Origin of the sequence: Pseudomonas faucium, from assembly GCF_021602585.1 — a bacterium.
In the GTDB taxonomy this organism is placed as follows: Bacteria; Pseudomonadota; Gammaproteobacteria; order Pseudomonadales; family Pseudomonadaceae; genus Aquipseudomonas; species Aquipseudomonas faucium.
In genome coordinates this window covers 308,486-328,704 of sequence record NZ_BQIP01000003.1, presented here as the reverse complement: position 1 = coordinate 328,704, position 20,219 = coordinate 308,486, and the positions used below count along the sequence as shown (strand labels likewise).

General features: G+C 63.1%; 18 protein-coding genes. 11 read left to right on the top strand and 7 right to left on the bottom strand.

Annotated elements, in window-relative coordinates; all coding sequences use genetic code 11:
- Positions 1-53: 53 nt before the first annotated feature.
- The 4 genes from L6D75_RS06390 to yaaA form a co-directional block, all read right to left on the bottom strand.
- Entirely contained in the window at positions 54-1,220 is a 1,167-nt protein-coding gene (locus tag L6D75_RS06390; RefSeq protein ID WP_176512303.1) for an alginate biosynthesis protein Alg44, read from the bottom strand.
- A gap of 37 nt (positions 1,221-1,257) precedes the next feature.
- Complete coding sequence (locus tag L6D75_RS06385; RefSeq protein WP_176512304.1) at positions 1,258-2,739, bottom strand: glycosyltransferase family 2 protein; 1,482 nt, start codon at positions 2,737-2,739, stop codon at positions 1,258-1,260.
- A 74-nt stretch (positions 2,740-2,813) separates the two neighbouring features.
- Positions 2,814-4,130, bottom strand: a complete 1,317-nt coding sequence (locus L6D75_RS06380; protein ID WP_176512305.1) for a nucleotide sugar dehydrogenase — start codon at positions 4,128-4,130, stop codon at positions 2,814-2,816.
- Between the two features lie 866 nt (positions 4,131-4,996).
- Complete coding sequence (yaaA, locus tag L6D75_RS06375) at positions 4,997-5,776, bottom strand: peroxide stress protein YaaA (RefSeq protein ID WP_176512306.1); 780 nt, start codon at positions 5,774-5,776, stop codon at positions 4,997-4,999.
- Positions 5,777-5,912: 136 nt separating this feature from the next.
- Between yaaA and L6D75_RS06370 the strand changes: the two genes are divergently transcribed.
- The 5 genes from L6D75_RS06370 to moaE all read left to right on the top strand — a co-directional run bounded on the left by L6D75_RS06370 (position 5,913) and on the right by moaE (position 9,985).
- On the top strand, positions 5,913-7,040 hold the full coding sequence (locus L6D75_RS06370) for a polysaccharide deacetylase family protein (protein WP_176512308.1): 1,128 nt from the start codon (positions 5,913-5,915) through the stop codon (positions 7,038-7,040).
- Positions 7,041-7,321: 281 nt separating this feature from the next.
- The gene (locus tag L6D75_RS06365; RefSeq protein WP_176512310.1) at positions 7,322-8,716 is read left to right on the top strand and encodes a PhoH family protein; all 1,395 of its coding nucleotides are present in this window, start codon (positions 7,322-7,324) and stop codon (positions 8,714-8,716) included.
- 104 nt (positions 8,717-8,820) lie between these two features.
- Positions 8,821-9,291 carry a cyclic pyranopterin monophosphate synthase MoaC gene (gene moaC, locus L6D75_RS06360; protein ID WP_176512312.1) on the top strand — a complete coding sequence of 157 codons (471 nt, stop codon included), beginning with the start codon at positions 8,821-8,823 and terminating at the stop codon, positions 9,289-9,291.
- Positions 9,291-9,536: a MoaD/ThiS family protein gene (locus L6D75_RS06355; protein ID WP_176512314.1), complete on the top strand. Its 246-nt coding sequence runs from the start codon at positions 9,291-9,293 to the stop codon at positions 9,534-9,536. The genes moaC and L6D75_RS06355 overlap by 1 nt, the downstream gene beginning before the upstream one ends.
- Positions 9,537-9,538: 2 nt before the next feature.
- Complete coding sequence (gene moaE / locus L6D75_RS06350; RefSeq protein ID WP_176512317.1) at positions 9,539-9,985, top strand: molybdopterin synthase catalytic subunit MoaE; 447 nt, start codon at positions 9,539-9,541, stop codon at positions 9,983-9,985.
- Between the two features lie 143 nt (positions 9,986-10,128).
- Here moaE and rhlB read toward each other — a convergent pair whose 3' ends face one another.
- Both rhlB and L6D75_RS06340 read right to left on the bottom strand, forming a co-directional pair.
- Positions 10,129-11,589 (bottom strand): ATP-dependent RNA helicase RhlB, encoded by a 1,461-nt coding sequence (gene rhlB, locus L6D75_RS06345; protein ID WP_176512319.1) that lies wholly within the window; start codon positions 11,587-11,589, stop codon positions 10,129-10,131.
- 100 nt (positions 11,590-11,689) lie between these two features.
- Complete coding sequence (locus L6D75_RS06340) at positions 11,690-12,346, bottom strand: alpha/beta hydrolase (protein WP_176512321.1); 657 nt, start codon at positions 12,344-12,346, stop codon at positions 11,690-11,692.
- Between the two features lie 333 nt (positions 12,347-12,679).
- Between L6D75_RS06340 and L6D75_RS06335 the strand changes: the two genes are divergently transcribed.
- The 4 genes from L6D75_RS06335 (at position 12,680) to L6D75_RS06320 (ending at position 16,837) form a co-directional block, all read left to right on the top strand.
- Positions 12,680-13,708 carry an amino acid ABC transporter substrate-binding protein gene (locus L6D75_RS06335; protein WP_176512323.1) on the top strand — a complete coding sequence of 343 codons (1,029 nt, stop codon included), beginning with the start codon at positions 12,680-12,682 and terminating at the stop codon, positions 13,706-13,708.
- 67 nt (positions 13,709-13,775) lie between these two features.
- Positions 13,776-14,954, top strand: coding sequence for an amino acid ABC transporter permease (locus L6D75_RS06330; protein WP_176512325.1), 1,179 nt, complete (start codon positions 13,776-13,778; stop codon positions 14,952-14,954).
- Between the two features lie 10 nt (positions 14,955-14,964).
- Positions 14,965-16,062 carry an amino acid ABC transporter permease gene (locus tag L6D75_RS06325; RefSeq protein WP_176512327.1) on the top strand — a complete coding sequence of 366 codons (1,098 nt, stop codon included), beginning with the start codon at positions 14,965-14,967 and terminating at the stop codon, positions 16,060-16,062.
- 10 nt (positions 16,063-16,072) lie between these two features.
- On the top strand, positions 16,073-16,837 hold the full coding sequence (locus L6D75_RS06320; protein ID WP_003251792.1) for an amino acid ABC transporter ATP-binding protein: 765 nt from the start codon (positions 16,073-16,075) through the stop codon (positions 16,835-16,837).
- A 129-nt stretch (positions 16,838-16,966) separates the two neighbouring features.
- Here the strand turns inward: L6D75_RS06320 and algW are convergent, their stop codons facing one another.
- The gene (gene algW, locus L6D75_RS06315) at positions 16,967-18,127 is read right to left on the bottom strand and encodes a Do family serine endopeptidase AlgW (protein ID WP_176512329.1); all 1,161 of its coding nucleotides are present in this window, start codon (positions 18,125-18,127) and stop codon (positions 16,967-16,969) included.
- A 158-nt stretch (positions 18,128-18,285) separates the two neighbouring features.
- Between algW and L6D75_RS06310 the strand changes: the two genes are divergently transcribed.
- The gene (locus L6D75_RS06310; RefSeq protein ID WP_176512331.1) at positions 18,286-19,044 is read left to right on the top strand and encodes a Nif3-like dinuclear metal center hexameric protein; all 759 of its coding nucleotides are present in this window, start codon (positions 18,286-18,288) and stop codon (positions 19,042-19,044) included.
- Between the two features lie 256 nt (positions 19,045-19,300).
- Positions 19,301-20,218, top strand: coding sequence for a sulfate adenylyltransferase subunit CysD (gene cysD, locus L6D75_RS06305; RefSeq protein WP_009684445.1), 918 nt, complete (start codon positions 19,301-19,303; stop codon positions 20,216-20,218).
- Position 20,219: the final 1 nt, after the last annotated feature.

The window sequence follows — 20,219 nt, the reverse complement described above, 5'->3', positions numbered from 1 at the left end:
GCAAGCCAGCTCCCACCGGTATCGAGTCGTTTGATGGTCATCGACGTGTCCTCTTACAGCCCACGGGCCACGGCTTTGTCGATCAGCCAGTCGAGCGAAGGGCCGCGGTCGCTGTTGACCGACGCCGGGCGCCCGGCAAGCTCTGCAGGCAGGCTGCTGTCGGGCTTGATCTGCACGCGGATGTCGGAGGCCAGGTTTTCGCTGTCAAGGCTGCTGCTGCTGACGATCTGGCCGCTGCGCACTTCGCTTTCGCCGGCGACCTGGAAGTTGACCCGGGTACCTGGCTTGACCTCGTCGAACTGGCGGTAGCTGAAGCGGGCCTCGACCATCGGGTTGGTGGTGCGCGGGATCAGCTGGAAGATCGGCTGGCCCTTGGCGGCGTACTGGCCGTCGTTCACCAGCTGCTGGGCGACCACGCAGTCGCAGGGGCTGGTGAGGGTGCCGGAGAGCTGCTTGCCGAACAGCTCCTCGACCTTGGCCGGCTCCAGTTGCGAGTCGTCCAGGTGGCCCTTGAGCATGTCCAGCATGCTGGTGCTGAAGCTTGCCAGCGGCGCGCCCTTGATCACTTGGCCACCGCTTTCGACCAGGCTGCTGACGGTGCCGTCGCGGGGCATGGTGATGGTGGTGGTGGGCACGGCGACCACACCGGCCTCGGCGTGGCTGATGAAGTACATGCCGTACAGCGACTTGGCGACGAAGCCGAAGGCGGCCACGCCGACCACGAACACGCCGAGGGTGACGGTCACCGCCTTGAGCCGGCCGAAGGCCGACAGGCCCGAGCCGCCGTCCTTCTGCTTGCGCGCCTTGGTGAAGTTGTCGCGCTGCAGGGTGCTGAGCACATCGCCGATGCTGATCAGCTCGCCGGACAGGTGGCTGGTGATGATGTGGCGCAGGGTGGCGATGTCGCGCGGTTCGAGGTTCTGGAACTGCGCACCGGTACGGCCGCTGGCGGCGTTGTAGGAGCGCACCTGGAACTCGATGTCCATCGACAGGCCGAGGTTGTCGACCACGAACTGCAGGCGCCCGCGCAGCACCTCGCCCACTGCCAGTGGTTGCTTGGAGTGGAAGCTCAGGCCACCGGCGGAAAGGTCTTCGACCTTCACTTCGTGGGCTTGGCGCTCATTGTCCAGAAAGCGCAGCTTGGCAGGGATGCGCACCCGGGCGTGTTGGCGCTGGGCTTCGGACTCATGCACGACATTGACGTTCACGGCGGTATTCATGGTGGTTTGTTCCTGTTAGATCCGATCCGGGTTGGGCTCACACGACCATGAACAGCGCAGCGACGAAGATGCTGGCAGCCGAGAAGGTCATGGTCCGCGAGGACCAGGTGTTGAACCATTGTTGAAAGCTGGCGAGGTCACGCTTGAGGGCAGTCGGTTGGCGGGTCCAGGACTGCTTGTCGAGGCGGAAGAACACGTAGATCTTCATCAGCGCGCCGACGATCTGGTTGTAATAGAGGATCAGCGGGTAGGCGGGGCCGACGTTGTGGCCCGAGCACAGCAGCATGATGGTGAGGATCAGGCGGGTGATGCCGATCCACAGCAGGTACACCAGCAGGTAGGCCATGCCGAACTTGAGGCTGGCGATCACCGCCACGGTCAGGCCCAGCAGGCTGGTCCACATCGACACGCGCTGGTCGAACAGCACCACGCTGGTGAACAGGCCCAGGCGGCGCATGCCCAGCCCCAGGGCGCGGGAGTTCTGCCGCAGGTTGTTGCCGTACCAGCGGTACATCAGTTTGCGGCTGGCCTTGAGGAAGCTTTTTTCCGGCGGGTGCTCGACCGTGTTGATGGCGGCGTCGGGCACGTAGAAGGTGTCGTAGCCCAGGCGCATGAGGCTGAACCAGCTCGACTTGTCGTCACCGGTGAGGAACTTGAAGCGGCCCAGGCGCCAGTGCATCAGCGAGTCGCTTTCGACGTCGGCGATGAACTCGGGGTTGGTCACCACGCTTGCGCGGAACATCGACATGCGCCCGGTCATGGTCAGCACGCGCTTGCTCAGGGCCATCGAGCACATGTTGATGTGGCGCTGGGCGAAGCGCAGCTTGTGCCACTCGCTCATGATGTAGCCGCCGCGCACTTCGCAGAATTCGTTGGTGGTCAGGCCACCGACGTTGGGGAACAGCTTGAACCACGGCACGGTCTTGCGCACCACGCCCTGGCCGAGCACGGTGTCGCCGTCGATCACCGCGACCACCGCGTTTTCGTCCGGCAGCATCCGCGAGATGGCGCGAAAACCATAGGCCAGGCCGTCACGCTTGCCGGTGCCGGCGATGCGCACGATGTCCAGCTTGACGTGGGCGGGCGGGTTGTACTTGGCCCACAGGCTCTTGACCAGCAGTTCATCGGACATTTCCACCAGCGAGCAGACCACGGTGGTGGGGTAGCCGCAGTCGATCGCCTCGCGAATCACCGAGCTGTACACCTGGGCGGTGGTCAGGGCTTCGATGCGAAAGCTGGTGACCATCAGGTACACGTGCGACGGCGCGGCGGCCTCGCCCATCTTCTGCACCTTGCGGCGCAGGTAGGGGTACACGCCGTAGAGGAAGATCATGCCGCGGATGAAATGGGTGGCGCCCATGGAGTAGCGCCAGATGCCGACTGCGCCGACCAGGAAGATGAAGTGCTTCGACTGCGAGTCGAAGATATCGGCTGGCAGGGCCAGGGCGATCAACATGAGCAGGCTCATGTAGAGCAGCCAACCGGCGCACTGCAACAGCACTGTCTGGAGCCTTTGCATGTTCAGCATCCGTGGAGAATTCTTGGGGGAGGAGGGCAACGCCGTGGGGAGGCGGCGTTGCCCGGGCCTTGGCCTTACCAGCAAATGCCTTCGGTACGGCTGGTGGAGCAGGTCGGTTTGCTCATGAAGCCGACCAGGTCGATCACCTGCTTGCCTTCCGGCGCTTGCTGGGCAAGGGCGCGGAACTGCTCGTCACGGTTGCCCAGGACGATGATGTCGGCGTTGTCGATGACCTTCTGGAAGTTGGCGTTGAGCAGGCTCGATACGTGGGGGATCTTCGACTCGATGTACTCTTTGTTCGCCCCGTGGACGCGGGCGTACTCGACGTTCTCGTCGTAGATGTCCAGCTGGTAGCCCTTGCCGATCAGGCGCTCGGCCAGTTCCACCAGCGGGCTTTCGCGCAGGTCGTCGGTGCCGGCCTTGAAGCTCAGGCCGAGCAGGGCGACCTTGCGCTTGTCATGGGCCTCGATCAGTTCGAAGGCGTTTTGCACCTGCGATTCGTTGCTGCGCATCAGCGAGTCGAGCAGCGGTGCCCGCACGTCGAGGCTGGCAGCGCGGTAGGTGAGGGCGCGCACGTCCTTGGGCAGGCACGAACCGCCGAAGGCGAAGCCTGGGCGCATGTAGTACTGGGACAGGTTCAGCACCTTGTCCTGGCAGACCACGTCCATCACATCGCGGCCATCGACCCCCACCGCCTTGGCGATGTTGCCGATCTCGTTGGCGAAGGTGACCTTGGTGGCGTGCCACACGTTGCAGGTGTACTTGATCATCTCGGCCACTTCGATCGGCTTGCGGATGACCGGGGCGTCGAGCTCTTCGTACAGGCTTTGCAGCACATCGCCGCTGGCGCTGTCGAGTTCACCGATGACCGTCATCGGTGGGTGGTCGTAGTCCTTGATCGCGGTGCTTTCACGCAGGAACTCGGGGTTGACCGCAACACCGAAGTCGATGCCGGCCTTTTTGCCCGAGCAGTCTTCGAGGATCGGGATGACCACGTTCTTGACCGTGCCTGGCAGCACGGTGCTGCGCACCACGATGGTGTGGCGGCGGCTGGTGTCACGCAGCACGTAGCCGATTTCGCGGCACACCGACTCGATGTACTCCAGGCCCAGGTCGCCGTTTTTCTTGCTTGGGGTGCCGACGCAGATCATCGACACGTCGCTGGCGCGGATGGCCTCGGCGAAGTCGGTGGTGCCTCGCAGGCGGCCATTGGCGATGCCTTGCTGCAGCAGTGCTTCCAGGCCAGGTTCGACGATGGGCGACTTGCCCTGGTTGATCAGGTCGATCTTGGTGCTGGACACGTCCACACCGATCACGTCATGGCCTCGCGCCGTCAGGCAGCCTGCACAGACCGCACCCACATAACCCAAACCAAAGATGCTGATACGCATCGCTATCACCTCATGTGTTTATCACGCCAGCTCCTCCGGGAAGAGCCGGACTGGGTGGATTAACAACAATTTCAAGGCGCACGGATCCGTGGGCGAATGCACACTTCGCCGAGCGCAGGCATGAATAAGTTTGGAGCGCACCAAGTTGTGCACTCAAAGTTGGCAGTAAAAGGCCAGTAATTAAAAGGCGTGCCCTGAAATGCAGCCGTCTTTATTGCAAGGCGCTACTTGGCGCGTTGCTGTGCTTGTTTTTTCAAGTGGATAAATCCTTTGAAATCAACCACTAGGACGTTTTGTAAGGGCGCGTCTGTCCTCCATGGAACGGGGCGTACAGGGTAATCCGTTGCGCCTGTCGAACTAATCGGGGCGGGCAGTGGATTACTGCCGGTTGTCATCTGTAAGTCATTTCTCACACCGCAGAGGCGTGAAATTCGTTACGGCACTATGAGCGATTGGCTGCGGGAGAAGTTCCTGGGTGAAAAGTGCCTGCATGAAAGATTTCTAAATATTTTTTCAGTGGCGGATACTTTCACTTTGATGGCACGGGGCAGACGCACCCCTGTATATAAAGGGCGAAACTGAGGGGGGATGTTTTTATGCCAGCATGGGAAAAATTTTTTCAAAATTCGTCAAAAAAGTACGAACGGTCTTATGGCGTTTGGCGATAAGGCTATGACTGGTGGTTTTTTGGCGTCATTAAAATGGCTTGGTGGCAATGTGAAGCATGCCCTGTTGCAGGGCGGGGAGGGAGGGGGCTGCTACTGGCCTCATCGCCGGCAAGCCGGCTCCCACAGGATCTGCACAGGCATTGAAAGCTGTGGTGTACCTGTGGGAGCCGGCTTGCCGGCGATAAGGCCCTTGTGCAATTACTCGGCCGGGTGGTCGCGCAGGAACACCAGGTGGTCCGGCTTGGACTGCTCGGCGCTATAGAAGTAGCCCTGCACATCGAACTGCTTGAGCCGCTCGGGGTCGTCAACCCGTTCCTGGATCACGAAGCGGCTCATCATGCCGCGGGCTTTCTTGGCATAGAAACTGATGATCTTGTACTGGCCGTTCTTCAGGTCCTTGAAGTCGACGTTGATCACCCGGCCCTTGAGGGCGCTGCGTTTCACCGCGCTGAAGTACTCGTTGCTGGCCAGGTTCAGCAGCAGGTCATCGCCCTGGTCGGCCAGGGCCTGGTTCAGCCATTCGCTGATGCGCGTGCCCCAGAACGCATACAGGTCCTTGCCGCGGGCGTTGGCCAGCTTGGTGCCCATTTCCAGGCGGTAGGGCTGCATCAGGTCGAGCGGGCGCAGCAGGCCATACAGGCCCGAGAGCATGCGCAGGTGCTGCTGGGCATAGCTGAAGTCGTCTTCAGTGAGGGTTTCGGCGTCCAACCCGGTGTACACGTCGCCCTTGAACGCCAGCAGCGCCTGCTTGGCGTTGGCCGGGGTGAAATCCGGCGTCCAGCTGCCGAAGCGCGCGGCGTTGAGGCCGGCCAGCTTGTCGGACAGGTGCATCAGTTCGCTGATCTGCGCCGGCGACAGCTCGCGCAGCTGCTGGATCAGCACCTGCGAGTCGTCCAGGTACTGCGGCAGGGTGAAGTGGTCGGTGACCGGCTTGGTGTCGTAGTCGAGGGTCTTGGCGGGGGAAATCACCGTCAGCATCGGGTCGGCTCCTGGAATCGTTGCCGGGGATTCTACGGACTGGGGCGGGCAACGCCAAACTATGGCGACAATAGTCACAGACCATCGCCAAGGCAGGCGCTATAGTGCGCGTTTCGCCGTCACGGAGAGACCCATCGTGCGCATTGCCGCTGCCTTGCTGGCCTCGTTGTTGAGCCTGGCCGCCCAGGCCGCCCCCATCCCCCCGGCCAGCCTCGACCGCAGCCTGTGGCCCGAACAACTGGACAGCCCGGCGCTGTTCGACGTTGCCTCGCGGGCGCAGATCCTGTCGTTTGCCCAGGTGCTGCACGAGAGCGAGCTGCTCGACGATGGCGCCCTGGCTGCGCGCCTGGGGCTGCGGCAGATCAACCTGCAAAAGGTTCGCGCAATCAGGGCCGGCATGTGGCAGCGTTTATGGCAGGGTTATCAACAGGCCCAGCGCAGTTGCACCGAGGATGCGTCGTTCTGCTACCCGGTGGAGTCGATGGAGGATTTGCGCAGGCAGGCCGCCACGTTCGCTGCAGATGTCGGCACGTTCTATACAGGCTGGATCGAGCCCAGCCACCAGTTCAATGTGCGTTACCTGGATGAGCAATTGCGCAAGGCGGCCCTGCTGCCGCAGACCAGCAGCGAAGTCGAGCGCCTGTCCAGCCGTGAACGCAATGGCGATGAGCTGAACGACCGCATGTTCCTGCTGACCTTCGTCGGTGGCCCGGGGCCGGAGGGTGGCAGCACCGATACGCTGGCCGACTACCTGAACAAGCAGAAACTGCAGGGCACCTTCTTCGTCCTTGGCAACCGCCTGCAGCAACGCCGCGACCGTGGCCCGGCCAATGCCTTGAGCCAGCTCTACGGCGCGCAGTGCGTGGGGATCCAGGGCTGGGAGTACCGCTCCCACGCGCAGTGGAACGGCTGGCAGGATTCGCTCAAGCGCAGCCAGGCGCGGGTCCAGGCCGACCTGCCCGAGCAGTATGTGCCGTTGTTCCGCCCGCCCTATGGCCAGCGCCGCTCCGACGGCGAAGCGTTCATGGCCAGCCAGCAGCTGCGGGTTTCGCTGTGGGACATCGATGCGCAGGATGACACGGCGCTGAGTGCAGAAGCCTCGGCGCAGCGGGTGGTGACCTTGATGCTGCTGTGGCGCAAGGGCGTGATCCAGTTCCATGACGCCTTGCCCAAGGCGCAGCCAGCGGTGGAGTGGTTGCTGCACAGCACGGCGCAGAGCGGCATCGGCTGGGAAGATTGCCGGGAATACGGCTATCGAGACTAGTGGGTCTGACTTCTGACTGTAGACCCGTCTGCCGCCCCCGCCAAGCCCTGTTCGTCAATCGGAAAAATAAACTTCACCGGTACGTAAAAAAGCTTTTTTCGTTCATGGTTTTTGCGGTATGAAGAAACCAGACAGCCGATTCCTGCAGCACAGGTGGCGTCATCCAGGCCCACCTTGCCAGGTCCGCTTCTCGCCCGTAGCAACGCGGATACGGGAAGACCGGCGGTCACTCTGCGGCGCAACAGAACGCGCCGTGTGGCTTCGACATAAGGTGACCGAGTATGGATGACCAAGGACGCAACCCTTCCTCCAGCAAGCCAATCCTCTATGTGCTCGATACCAACGTCCTGATTCACGACCCCAACGCATTGCTCAACTTCGAGGAGCATCACGTCGCCATTCCGATGACGGTGCTGGAGGAACTCGACAAGCTCAAGACCGGTAAACAGACCATCGCCGCCGAATGCCGCCAGGCCATCCGCCTGATCGACCAGACCCTCGGTGACGCTTCGCCCAGCGATGTCGAGCAGGGCGTGCCGATCCAGCGTGGCAAGAGCGGGCCCAAGGGTTACCTGTCGATCCTGATGAGCCCGCGCAACGAACCCAGCAAGCTGCTGCCGGAAAACCTCAACGACAACATCATCATCAACACCCTGCTCGAAGTACGCAGCCGGCGCGCCGACCTGGACGTGGTGCTGGTGACCAAAGACATCAACATGCGCCTGAAGGCGCGCGCTTGCGGGATCGCGGCCGAGGACTACAGCACCGACCAGCTGGTCGATGACGTTTCCTTGCTGTCCAAGGGCTACCACTCGGTCACAGGTTCCTTCTGGGACCGGGTCAGCAAGGTCGATACCCGCCAGGAGCGTGGCCGCACCTGGCATCGGGTGCAGATGATCGACAACCTGCCCGCCGTGCACATCAATGAATTCATCATCGATGAACAAGGCTTCGTCGGCTGGGTGAAGGGCATCCGCAACGACGAACTGCTGCTGCTCGACCTGCACCAGGAACCGCTGCTGCACCAGGAGGCCTGGGGCCTCAAGCCGCGGGACATCCACCAGAGCCTGGCGCTGTTCGCGCTGCTCGACCCGGATATCCACCTGGTCAACCTGACCGGCGCCGCCGGCTCCGGCAAGACCATCCTGGCCTTGGCCGCGGCCATCGAGCAGACCATGGTCAGCAAGCGCTACCGGCGCATCATCGCCACCCGCAGCGTGCAGGGGCTGGACCAGGAGATCGGCTTCCTGCCAGGCACCGAGGCGGAGAAGATGGAGCCTTGGCTTGGCGCCATCACCGACAACCTCGAAGCCTTGCACATGGATGACGAGAGCACCCACGGCAGCGTCGAGTACATCCTCGAGCGGGTACCGCTGCAGTTCAAGTCGCTGAACTACATCCGCGGGCGCAGCTTCCAGCAGAGCCTGATCCTGATCGACGAGTGCCAGAACCTGACCCCGCACCAGATGAAAACCATCATCACCCGTGCCGGTTCCGGGTCCAAGGTGGTGTGCCTGGGCAACCTGGCGCAGATCGATACCCCCTACCTGTCCGCGACCAGCTCGGGCCTGACCTACCTCACCGAGCGCTTCAAGGACTTCCCCCATGGCGTGCACATCACCCTGCAAGGGGTGCCACGCTCGGTACTGGCCGAGTACGCCGAGTCGCATCTGTAACCTCAGCCGCCGGGCGGTACGCCGCCCGGCCCTGCCGACACATTCCGCTGCTCAAACCTGACCCACGGGTTTAAACTCTCAGTTCCCTTCACAGGAGCAGAGCAGTGCTGACACATCTTGATTCCCAGGGGCGCGCCAACATGGTCGACGTCACCGAAAAGGCCGTGACCGAGCGCGAGGCCACGGCCGAGGCGCGGGTGCGGATGTTGCCGCAGACCTTGCAGATGATCGTCGACGGTGAGCACCCCAAGGGCGATGTGTTCGCCGTGGCGCGCATCGCCGGCATCCAGGCGGCGAAGAAGACCAGCGACCTGATCCCGCTGTGCCACCCGCTGATGCTGACCAGCGTCAAGGTCGAGCTCAGCGCCGAAGGCGCCGATGCCGTGCGCATCGTCGCGCGCTGCAAGCTGGCCGGGCAGACCGGCGTGGAAATGGAAGCACTGACCGCCGCCAGCGTGGCCGCGCTGACGATCTACGACATGTGCAAGGCCGTGGACAAGGGCATGGTCATCGAGCAGGTGCGCCTTTTGGAGAAGCTCGGCGGCAAGAGCGGCCACTACAAGGTGGAGGCGTGATGAAGGTCAAGGTGATGTATTTCGCCCGTTACCGCGAATTGCTGGGCCTCGATGCCGAGCACCTGGCGGGTGATTTCAAGGTGCTCGACGATGTGCGCCAGGCGCTGGTGGCCAAGGGTGGGAAGTATCAGGTGCTGGCCGAGCAGAACCTGATGTGCGCGCGCAACGAAGAGCTGTGCAGGCTCGACGAGCCGCTGGAAGAGGGCGACGAGGTGGCGTTCTTCCCACCGGTGACCGGAGGCTGATGATGGCGGTGCGAGTACAGCAAGCGGCCTTTGACCCGGGGCACGAGGTCAATGCCATGCATGCCGCCAACGTCGGTGTGGGGGCCGTGGTCGGTTTTGTGGGCTATGTGCGTGATTTCAACGACGGCCTCGACGTGGCGGGCATGTTTCTCGAACACTACCCGGGCATGACCGAGAAGGCCCTGGCCAAGATCGTGGTCGAGGCCGAGCAGCGTTGGCCGTTGCTCAAGGTCGAGGTGCTGCACCGGATCGGGGCGCTGGAGCCGGGTGAGCCGATCGTTTTCGTCGGGGTGGCCAGTGCCCATCGGCAGGCGGCGTTCGAGGCCTGCAACTTCATCATGGACTACCTGAAGACGCGGGCGCCGTTCTGGAAGAAGGAGAGTACCCAGGAGGGGCCCAGGTGGGTGGAAGGGAAGCAGAGTGACCAGGATGCGGCTGGGCGTTGGTAGGTCAGGTCGCGCCATGGTTTGGTAGGAGCGGCCTTGTGTCGCGAAAGGGCCGCGAAGCGGCCCCAGGATTCAAGCGGCGCTGCAACAACTGATGGGGCCGCTTCGCGGCCCTTTCGCGACACAAGGCCGCTCCTACAGGCCGGTCAATGATGCTTGCGCGGCACCGGCTTCAATAGCTCGTCCGGCGGCATCTCGCACTTGATCTTGCGGCCCAGCAGCTCTTCGATGGCAGGCAGCTGGTAGGAATCATCCTCACCGGCAAAGCTGATCGACACCCCGCTGCTGCCGGCACGGCCGGTACGGCCAATGCGGTGCACGTAGTCGTCCGGGTCTTCCGGCAGGGTGAAGTTGATCACGTGGCTGATGCCATCGATGTGGATCCCGCGCCCAGCCACATCGGTGGCCACCAGCACGGTGATACGGCCTTCACGGAAGTTTTCCAGGGTGCGGATGCGCTTGTGCTGCGGCACGTCGCCCGACAGCTGCGCGGCGTTGATGCCATCGCGCACCAGCTTCTCTTCGATGCGCCGCACCTCGTCCTTGCGGTTGGCAAAGACCATGACCCGTTCCCACTTGTTCTGCGTCACCAGGTTGTACAGCAGCTTGTACTTGTCGCTGCCGGCCACCGCGTAGACGTGCTGCTCGACGGTTTCGCTGGCGACGTTTTCCGGCTCGATCTCGACCACGGCCGGGTTGGTGGTCCACTGCTTGGCCAGGTTCATCACATCGTCGGTGAAGGTGGCGGAGAACAGCAGTGTCTGGCGTTCGCTCTTCGGTGGGGTCTGGCGGATGATCTGCCGTACCTGGGGGATGAAACCCATGTCGAGCATGCGGTCGGCCTCGTCCAGCACCATCACCTCGACCATGTCCAGGTGCACCTCGCCGCGCTGGTTGAAGTCCAGCAGGCGGCCCGGGGTGGCCACCAGGATGTCGCAGTGGCGCGCTTCCAGGGCCTTGAGCTGCTTGTCGAAGTCCATGCCGCCGACGAAGCTCATCACGTTCAGCCCGGTGTACTTGGTCAGGGCCGCGGCGTCCTTGGCGATCTGCACCACCAGCTCGCGGGTCGGCGCGATGATCAGCGCGCGCGGTTCGCCCATGTAGCGTTCCTTGGGCGGCGGCGTCTGCTGCAACTGGGAGATGATCGAGATGAGGAAGGCGGCGGTCTTGCCGGTGCCGGTCTGGGCACGGCCGATGGCGTCCTGGCCGCGCAGGGTGTAACCCAGCACCTGGGCCTGGATCGGCGTGCAGTACGGGAAACCGAGGTCGTGGATGGCATGCATCAGCTCGTCGGAGAGCTTGAAGTCATGGAAGCGGGTCTTGCCTTCCTGCGGCTCGACCACGAAGTCTTCCGGCTTCCACAGGCTGGCCTGGGGCTTTGGCTTGCGTTCGCGGCGCGGTTTGTCCTTGGCCGGTTTCTCGGCGGCAGGTGCGGTGGCGGGCGTTTCGGCCTTGACGCTGGTTTTGCCGGGGGCGGGCTGGCGCTGAGGCTCAGGCTGGGCCGCGGGGGCTGCGGCAGGCGCAGGCGGCGTGACGCTGGCAGCAGGAGCGACGGCCTGAGGCGCGGCGTCTCCCTTGCCGAATATTTTCTTGAGTGCCTTGAGCACGATCGTCTCGTCAACTGGTTAAGGAATGTACGCCCGGCAGTGTAATGCAAGATCCGGGCGCGGCGTAGCGGAATACTCCTACAACTACAGGCGAGCCTGCTTATTGCAACTGCTTGCTCAGCCAGTCGTGGATGTCGCTCAGTTCCTCGACGGCCACTTCATGCTCCATCGGGTACTCGTGCCACTGGGCGGCGATGCCCCAGGTGTTCAGGTACTCGAAGGCGGTGCGGCCCATGGCCGGGATCACCACCGAATCGTGCACGCCATGCAGGCACAGGGCCGGGGTGCGCTGCTGGCAGGCGCTGAGCTGGTGGCCGTCGCTGAAGGTGGGCGCGTAGGTGGACAGGGCAATCACCCCGCCCAGTGCTTCCTGCCACTTTATATAGGCCGTGTGCAGCACCACCGCGCCGCCCTGGGAGAAACCGGCCAGGAAGATCCGCGACAAGCTGATGCCCTTGGCCTGTTCGGCCTTGATCAGGGCGATCACCTGGTCGGCCGATTCGTCCAGCTGCGCTTCGTCGATGGCACGGGCCGGGGTCATGGCCTTGATGTCGTACCAGCTGGGCATGGCATAGCCGCCGTTGATGGTCACCGGGCGGGTCGGCGCCTGGGGCATGATGAAGCGGGTGCTGAGCAGTCGTTCCTGCATGAATTCAGCCACCGGTAGGAAGTCGTAACGGTCGGCCCCCAGGCCGTGCAACCAGATCACACAGGCGTCTGCGGTTTTCTGCGGTTCGAGAATCAGCGGGTTGGTCATGACTGCTCCGAAAGTGTGCGTGCCTTGTTGTTAAGTGCTTGAAAAAGAGGCGTGGGAATTAATTGTCGGAAAAAGAATGTCGCAACGATACAAGTTTCGGTACTTGACGCGTGCTTAAACGCTCCAGCCTTCGACTGTGGTACGCGCTTTGCTATGAAACATTCGATACGAAGGGGCAAACCCAGACGGTAACACCCTTTGTAAGCGAAGGCTGTCATAGAACGGCCCATTGCGCCAATTGACCCAATAACAAGCCAACACGGGTCGGATGCGCCTCATAAGGGTGCGGTGCAATTCCGGCTCAATACAACAAGAGCGATTTGGAGGTTGTGAATGAAGATGCTGAAAACCACCCTGGCAGTCCTGACCGCTGCCGCCGCACTGGGCGCCGTGAGCACTGCCCAGGCCGGCGCCACCCTCGATGCGGTAAAGAAGAAGGGCTTCGTCCAGTGTGGCGTGAGCGATGGTCTTCCAGGCTTCTCGGTACCTGATGCGCAGGGCAAGATCGTCGGCATCGATGCCGATGTCTGCCGCGCCGTGGCAGCTGCCGTGTTCGGCGACGCCAGCAAGGTCAAGTTCAGCCAGCTCAACGCCAAGGAGCGCTTCACCGCGCTGCAGTCCGGCGAAGTCGACGTGCTGTCGCGCAACACCACCTGGACCAGCTCGCGCGATGCCGGCATGGGCCTGGTGTTCGCTGGTGTCACCTACTACGACGGCGTGGGCTTCCTGGTCAACAAGAAGCTCGGTGTTTCCAGTGCCAAGGAGCTCGATGGCGCGACCATCTGCATCCAGGCCGGTACCACCACCGAGCTGAACGTGTCCGACTACTTCCGCGCCAACAACCTGAAGTACACCCCGATCACCTTCGACACCTCCGACGAAAGCGCCAAGTCGCTGGAGTCCGGCCGTTGCGACGTGCTGACCTCGGACAAGTCGCAGCTGTTCGCCCAGCGCTCCAAGCTGGCCACGCCAACCGACTACGTGGTGCTGCCGGAGACCATCTCCAAGGAACCGCTGGGCCCGGTGGTGCGCAAGGGCGACGAGGAGTGGTTCAGCATCGTCAAGTGGACCCTGTTCGCCATGCTCAACGCCGAAGAGGCGGGCATTACCTCGAAGAACGTCGAGGCCGAGGCCAAGGCCACCAAGAACCCGGACGTTGCCCGCCTGCTCGGGGCTGACGGGGAATACGGCAAGGACCTCAAGCTGCCCAAAGACTGGGTGGTGCAGATCGTCAAGCAAGTCGGCAACTATGGCGAAGTGTTCGAGAAGAACCTGGGCCAGAGCACTGACCTGAAGATCGACCGTGGCATGAACGCCCTGTGGAACAACGGCGGCATCCAGTACGCGCCACCTGTGCGCTGATGGTTGCACCCTGCGGCGGCATCCCGCCGCCGCAGGCTGTTCGAATCCCTACTGTCCGGGGCACTTCATGCAAAATCGAATCGGCGCACAAAAGGGGCTTTCCCTTAACGATCCGCGTGTGCGCGCTTGGCTGTTCCAGATCCTCACCATCCTCTTGGTGGTGGGCCTGGGCTGGTACTTGTTCCACAACACGCAAACCAACTTGCAACACCGGGGCATCACCTCCGGCTTCGACTTCCTCGAGCGCAGTGCCGGCTTCGGCATCGCCCAGCATCTGATCCCGTATGTGGAGTCCGACAGCTACGCGCGGGTGTTCGTCATCGGCCTGCTCAATACCCTGCTGGTCACCTTCATCGGCGTCATCCTGGCAACCGTCCTCGGCTTTGTCATCGGGGTGGCGCGGTTGTCGCCGAACTGGATGATCAACAAGCTGGCGACGGTCTATGTCGAAACCTTCCGCAACATTCCGCCACTGCTGCAGATCCTGTTCTGGTACTTCGCCGTGTTCCTGACCCTGCCGGGGCCACGGGGCAGCATCAACATCGACGACACCTTCTTCATCAGCAACCGTGGCCTGAACATGCCGGGCGCCTCGATGGCCGAGGGCTTCTGGCCGTTCGTGGTTGCCGTGGTGCTGGCGATCGTGGCCATCGTGGCGATGGTGCGTTACGCCAACAAGCGCTTCAACGAAACCGGCAAGCCGTTCCACAAGTTCTGGGTTGGGCTGGCGCTGCTGCTGGTGATTCCAGGGGCCTGCGTGCTGCTGTTCGGCAGCCCGGTGCACTGGGAAGTGCCGCAACTGAAGGGCTTCAACTTCGTCGGCGGCTGGGTGCTGATACCCGAACTGCTGGCGCTGACCCTGGCACTGACTATCTATACCGCTGCGTTCATCGCCGAAATCGTGCGCTCGGGTATTCGTTCGGTCAGCCATGGCCAGACCGAAGCCGCCCGCTCGCTGGGCCTGCGCGAAGGCCCGACGCTGCGCAAGGTGATCATCCCCCAGGCCCTGCGGGTGATCATTCCGCCGCTGACCAGCCAGTACCTGAACCTGGCGAAGAACTCGTCGCTGGCAGCCGGTATCGGCTACCCGGAGATGGTCTCGCTGTTCGCCGGTACCGTGCTCAACCAGACCGGCCAGGCCATCGAGGTGATCGCCATCACCATGAGTGTCTATCTCGCCATCAGCATCAGCATTTCGCTGCTGATGAACTGGTACAACAAGCGCATCGCGCTGATCGAGCGGTGAGGATACGCCCGTGAATGCCCATGTTTTCAAACCTGACATGCCGCCACCGGTGAAAACCGTCGGCGTGCTCGCCTGGATGCGGGCCAACCTGTTCTCCAGCTGGCTCAACACCTTGCTGACCCTGTTCGCCTTGTACCTGGTGTGGCTGATCGTGCCGCCGCTGGTGCAATGGGCGTTCATCGATGCCAACTGGGTCGGCACCACCCGCGCCGACTGCACCAAGCAGGGCGCCTGCTGGGTGTTCGTGCAGCAGCGCTTCGGCCAGTTCATGTACGGCTACTACCCGGTGGAGCTGCGCTGGCGCGTGGACCTGACCGTGTGGCTGGCCGTGCTGGGCGCCGCGCCGCTGTTCATCAAGCGCTTCCCGCGCAAGGCGCTCTACGGCCTGGGCTTTCTGGTGCTGTATCCGGTGCTGGCCTACACCTTGCTGCACGGCGGCTACCTAGGCCTGGACACCGTGCCCACCAGCCAGTGGGGCGGGCTGATGCTGACCCTGGTGATCGCCACCGTGGGCATCGTCGGTGCCTTGCCGCTGGGCATCCTGCTGGCCCTTGGGCGGCGTTCGCGGATGCCGGCGGTGAAGGTGGTGTGCGTGACCTTCATCGAGTTCTGGCGCGGCGTGCCGCTGATTACCGTGCTGTTCATGTCGTCGGTGATGCTGCCGCTGTTCCTGCCTGAGGGCATGAGCTTCGACAAGCTGCTGCGGGCGATGATCGGGGTGATCCTGTTTCAGTCGGCGTACATCGCCGAGGTGGTGCGCGGCGGCCTGCAGGCCATCCCCAAGGGCCAGTACGAAGCTGCCGCGGCCATGGGCCTGGGCTACTGGCGCTCGATGGGCCTGGTGATCCTGCCGCAGGCGCTCAAGCTGGTGATCCCCGGCATCGTCAACACCTTCATCGCCCTGTTCAAGGACACCAGCCTGGTCATCATCATCGGCCTGTTCGACCTGCTCAACAGCGTCAAGCAGGCCGCGGCCGACCCGGCCTGGCTGGGCATGGCGACCGAGGGCTATGTGTTCGCGGCCCTGGTGTTCTGGATTTTCTGTTTCGGTATGTCCCGCTACTCCATGCACCTGGAGCGCAAGCTGGACACTGGCCACAAGCGTTAGGAGTCTCCAAATGAGTGAAGCGATCAAGCAGCCTGCCGGCCCCGAAGGCATCATCCAGATGCAGGGCGTGAACAAGTGGTACGGCCAGTTCCATGTGCTCAAGGACATCAACCTGAACGTGCGTCAGGGCGAGCGTATCGTCTTGTGCGGGCCTTCGGGCTCGGGCAAGTCCACCACCATCCGTTGCCTGAACCGCCTGGAGGAACACCAGCAGGGCCGCATCGTGGTCGATGGGGTGGAGCTGACCAACGACCTCAAGCAGATCGAAGCGATCCGCCGCGAGGTGGGCATGGTGTTCCAGCACTTCAACCTGTTCCCGCACCTGAGCATCCTCGAAAACTGCACCCTGGCGCCCATGTGGGTGCGCAAGATGCCGCGGCGCAAGGCCGAGGAAATTGCCATGCACTACCTGGAGCGGGTGCGTATCCCGGAGCAGGCGCACAAGTACCCGGGGCAGTTGAGCGGTGGCCAGCAGCAGCGCGTGGCGATTGCCCGGGCGCTGTGCATGAAGCCGAAGATCATGCTGTTCGACGAGCCGACTTCGGCGCTCGACCCGGAAATGGTCAAGGAAGTGCTGGACACCATGGTGGGCCTGGCCGAGGACGGCATGACCATGCTCTGCGTGACCCACGAGATGGGCTTTGCCCGCACCGTGGCGAACCGGGTGATCTTCATGGACAAGGGGGAGATCGTGGAGCAGGCGGCGCCGGATGACTTCTTCGACCGGCCGCGCAGTGATCGGACCAAGTTGTTCCTGAGCCAGATCCTGCATTGATGCTGTTGGGGCCGCCTTGCGGCCCATCGCCGGCAAGCCGGCTCCCACAGGGGCTGCACCGCCCTTGAGCCCTGTGCAATCCCTGTGGGAGCCGGCTTGCCGGCGATGGGCTGCAAAGCAGCCCCAGTCTTACTTCTCTTCTTGCGTGGCCGCCGGCGCCGGCGGCGGCCGCAGCCCCACCTCGGCGACCAATTTGAGCTGCTGCCCGTTGCGCATCACCTCGATGGTGATCTTCTCGTTGGGCTTGATCCGCGCCACCTGGTTCATCGACTTGCGCCCATCGCCAGCCGGCTCGCCATTGATGCTCAGGATCACATCGCCCAACTGCAAGCCGGCCTTCTGCGCCGGCCCATCGCGGAAGATCCCCGCCACCACGATGCCCGGGCGCCCCTGCATGCCGAACGACTCGGCCAGTTCCTGGCTCAGCGGCTGCACTTCGATGCCCAGCCAGCCACGGATCACCTGGCCATGCTCGACGATCGACTTCATCACCTCCAGCGCCAGCTTGACCGGGATGGCGAAGCCAATACCCTGGGAGCCGCCGGACTTGGAGAAGATCGCGGTGTTGATGCCCACCAGGTTGCCGTTGGCATCGACCAGCGCCCCCCCGGAGTTGCCCGGGTTGATCGCTGCATCCGTCTGGATGAAGTCTTCGTAGTTGTTCAGGCCCAGCTGGTTGCGGCCGGTGGCGCTGATGATGCCCATGGTCACGGTCTGGCCGACGCCGAAGGGGTTGCCGATGGCCAGGGTCACGTCGCCGATGTGGATGTTGTCGGAGCGGCCGATGGTGATGGCCGGCAGGTTCTTCAGGTCGATCTTCAGCACCGCAAGGTCGGTCTCGGGGTCGCTGCCGATCACCCGGGCCAGGGTTTCGCGGCCGTCCTTCAACGCCACCACGATCTGGTCGGCGCCGCTGGTGACGTGGTTGTTGGTCAGCAGGTAGCCCTCGGGGCTCATGATCACTGCCGAGCCCAGGCTCGACTCCCAGCGCCGCTGCTTGGGCAGGTTGTCACCGAAGAAGCGGCGGAACTGCGGGTCTTCGAACAGCGGGTGGGCGCTCTTGTTGACCACCTTGGTGGTGTACAGGTTGACCACCGCCGGCGCGGCCAGGGTCACGGCGTCGGCATAGGACACCGGGCCCTGCATGATTTTCGTGGTCTGCGGTGCCTGTTGCAGGTTGACGTCCTGGCTGGGCAGGCCGACCCATTGCGGGAAACGCTGGATGATCAGCATGGCGATCAGGACGCCGGTAAGCAGGGGCCAGCCAAAATAACGCAAAGCCTTGAACATGAACGAATCCTGGGAGTGGGCAAGGGCCGGAGTGACGCGCCAGAGCGCAAGCGCGCGCGATCATACACCGGTTTCCCCAACGCCGGCGACGGCCCATAATGGCGGCCATTATACGGGCGTTGTTCCCGTTGAACGTGCAGATTTCGAGGAGATTTTCCATGGCTGTCGCCCTCAATACCCTGGTCGAGGAAGCCGAGCGCTACCTGGCCAGCGCGAAGATCCAGGATTACTGCCCCAATGGCCTGCAGGTGGAGGGCCGGCCACAGGTCAGCCGCATCGTTTCCGGGGTCACGGCCAGCCAGGCGCTGCTGGATGCCGCGGTCGAGGCCGAGGCCGACCTGGTGCTGGTGCACCACGGTTATTTCTGGAAGGGCGAGAACCCGTGCATCACCGGGATCAAGCAGCGCCGCCTGAAGACCCTGCTCAAGCACGACATCAGCCTGCTGGCGTTTCACCTGCCGCTGGATGTTCACCCGGAAGTGGGCAACAACGTGCAGCTGGCTCGCCAGCTGGACATCACCGTGGAAGGGCCGCTGGACCCTGCCAACCCCAAGGTGGTCGGCCTCGTCGGTTCGCTGGCCGAGCCGATGACCGCGCGCGACTTCGCCCGCCGCGTGCAGGACGTCATGGGCCGTGAGCCGCTGCTGGTCGAAGGCGAGCAGATGATCCGCCGGGTCGGCTGGTGTACCGGCGGCGGGCAGGGTTATATCGATACCGCCATCGCTGCCGGGGTGGACCTGTTCATCAGCGGCGAGGCGTCCGAGCAGACCTACCACAGTGCCCGCGAGAACGGCGTCAGCTTCATCGCCGCCGGGCACCATGCCACCGAGCGCTACGGCGTGCAGGCGCTGGGCGATTACCTGGCGCGGCGCTTTGCCCTGGAGCACCTGTTCATCGATTGCCCGAATCCGATCTGAGATCTGTTTCGGCCTCATCGCCGGCAAGCCGGCTCCCACAGGAACACTGCAGCGTTCAAGGTTTGTGGTGACTCTGTGGGAGCCGGCTTGCCGGCGATGAGGCCGCAGGGCGGGCCTCTGACAGCCAAACCCCCAGTCATATCGTTAGACTTTTTCGATCTAGCCCGCCGCCTAAATAGAATCAGCCGCTGTGATAAAGTGGCTCGCTCGAACACGGCCCGCTGGCCGTCCATAAGATCGTTTTTCGTGAGTAGCCATGGTCGACAAACTGACGCACTTGAAACAGCTGGAGGCGGAGAGCATCCACATCATCCGCGAGGTGGCCGCCGAGTTCGACAACCCGGTGATGCTGTACTCGATCGGCAAGGACTCCGCCGTGATGCTGCACCTGGCGCGCAAGGCCTTCTTCCCGGGCAAGCTGCCGTTCCCGGTGATGCACGTCGACACCCAGTGGAAATTCCAGGAGATGTACCGCTTCCGCGACAAGATGGTCGAGGAAATGGGCCTGGAGCTGATCACCCACGTCAACCCAGAGGGTGTGGCGCAGGGCATCAACCCGTTCACCCATGGCAGCTCCAAGCACACCGACATCATGAAGACCCAGGGCCTCAAGCAGGCGCTGGACAAGCATGGTTTCGACGCCGCCTTCGGTGGCGCGCGCCGCGACGAAGAGAAGTCGCGGGCCAAGGAACGCGTGTACTCGTTCCGTGACAGCAAGCACCGCTGGGACCCGAAGAACCAGCGCCCCGAGCTGTGGAACGTGTACAACGGCAAGGTCAACAAGGGCGAGTCGATCCGCGTGTTCCCGCTGTCCAACTGGACCGAGCTGGACATCTGGCAGTACATCTACCTCGAAGGCATCCCGATCGTGCCGCTGTACTTCGCCGCCGAGCGCGAAGTGATCGAGAAGAACGGCACCCTGATCATGATCGACGACGAGCGCATCCTCGAGCACCTCTCCGAGGAAGAGAAGGCGCGCATCGTCAAGAAGAAGGTGCGTTTCCGTACCCTGGGCTGCTACCCGTTGACGGGTGCGGTCGAGTCCGAAGCCGAAACGCTCACCGACATCATTCAGGAAATGCTCCTGACGCGCACTTCCGAGCGCCAGGGCCGAGTCATCGACCACGATGGCGCCGGTTCCATGGAAGACAAGAAACGTCAGGGCTACTTCTAAT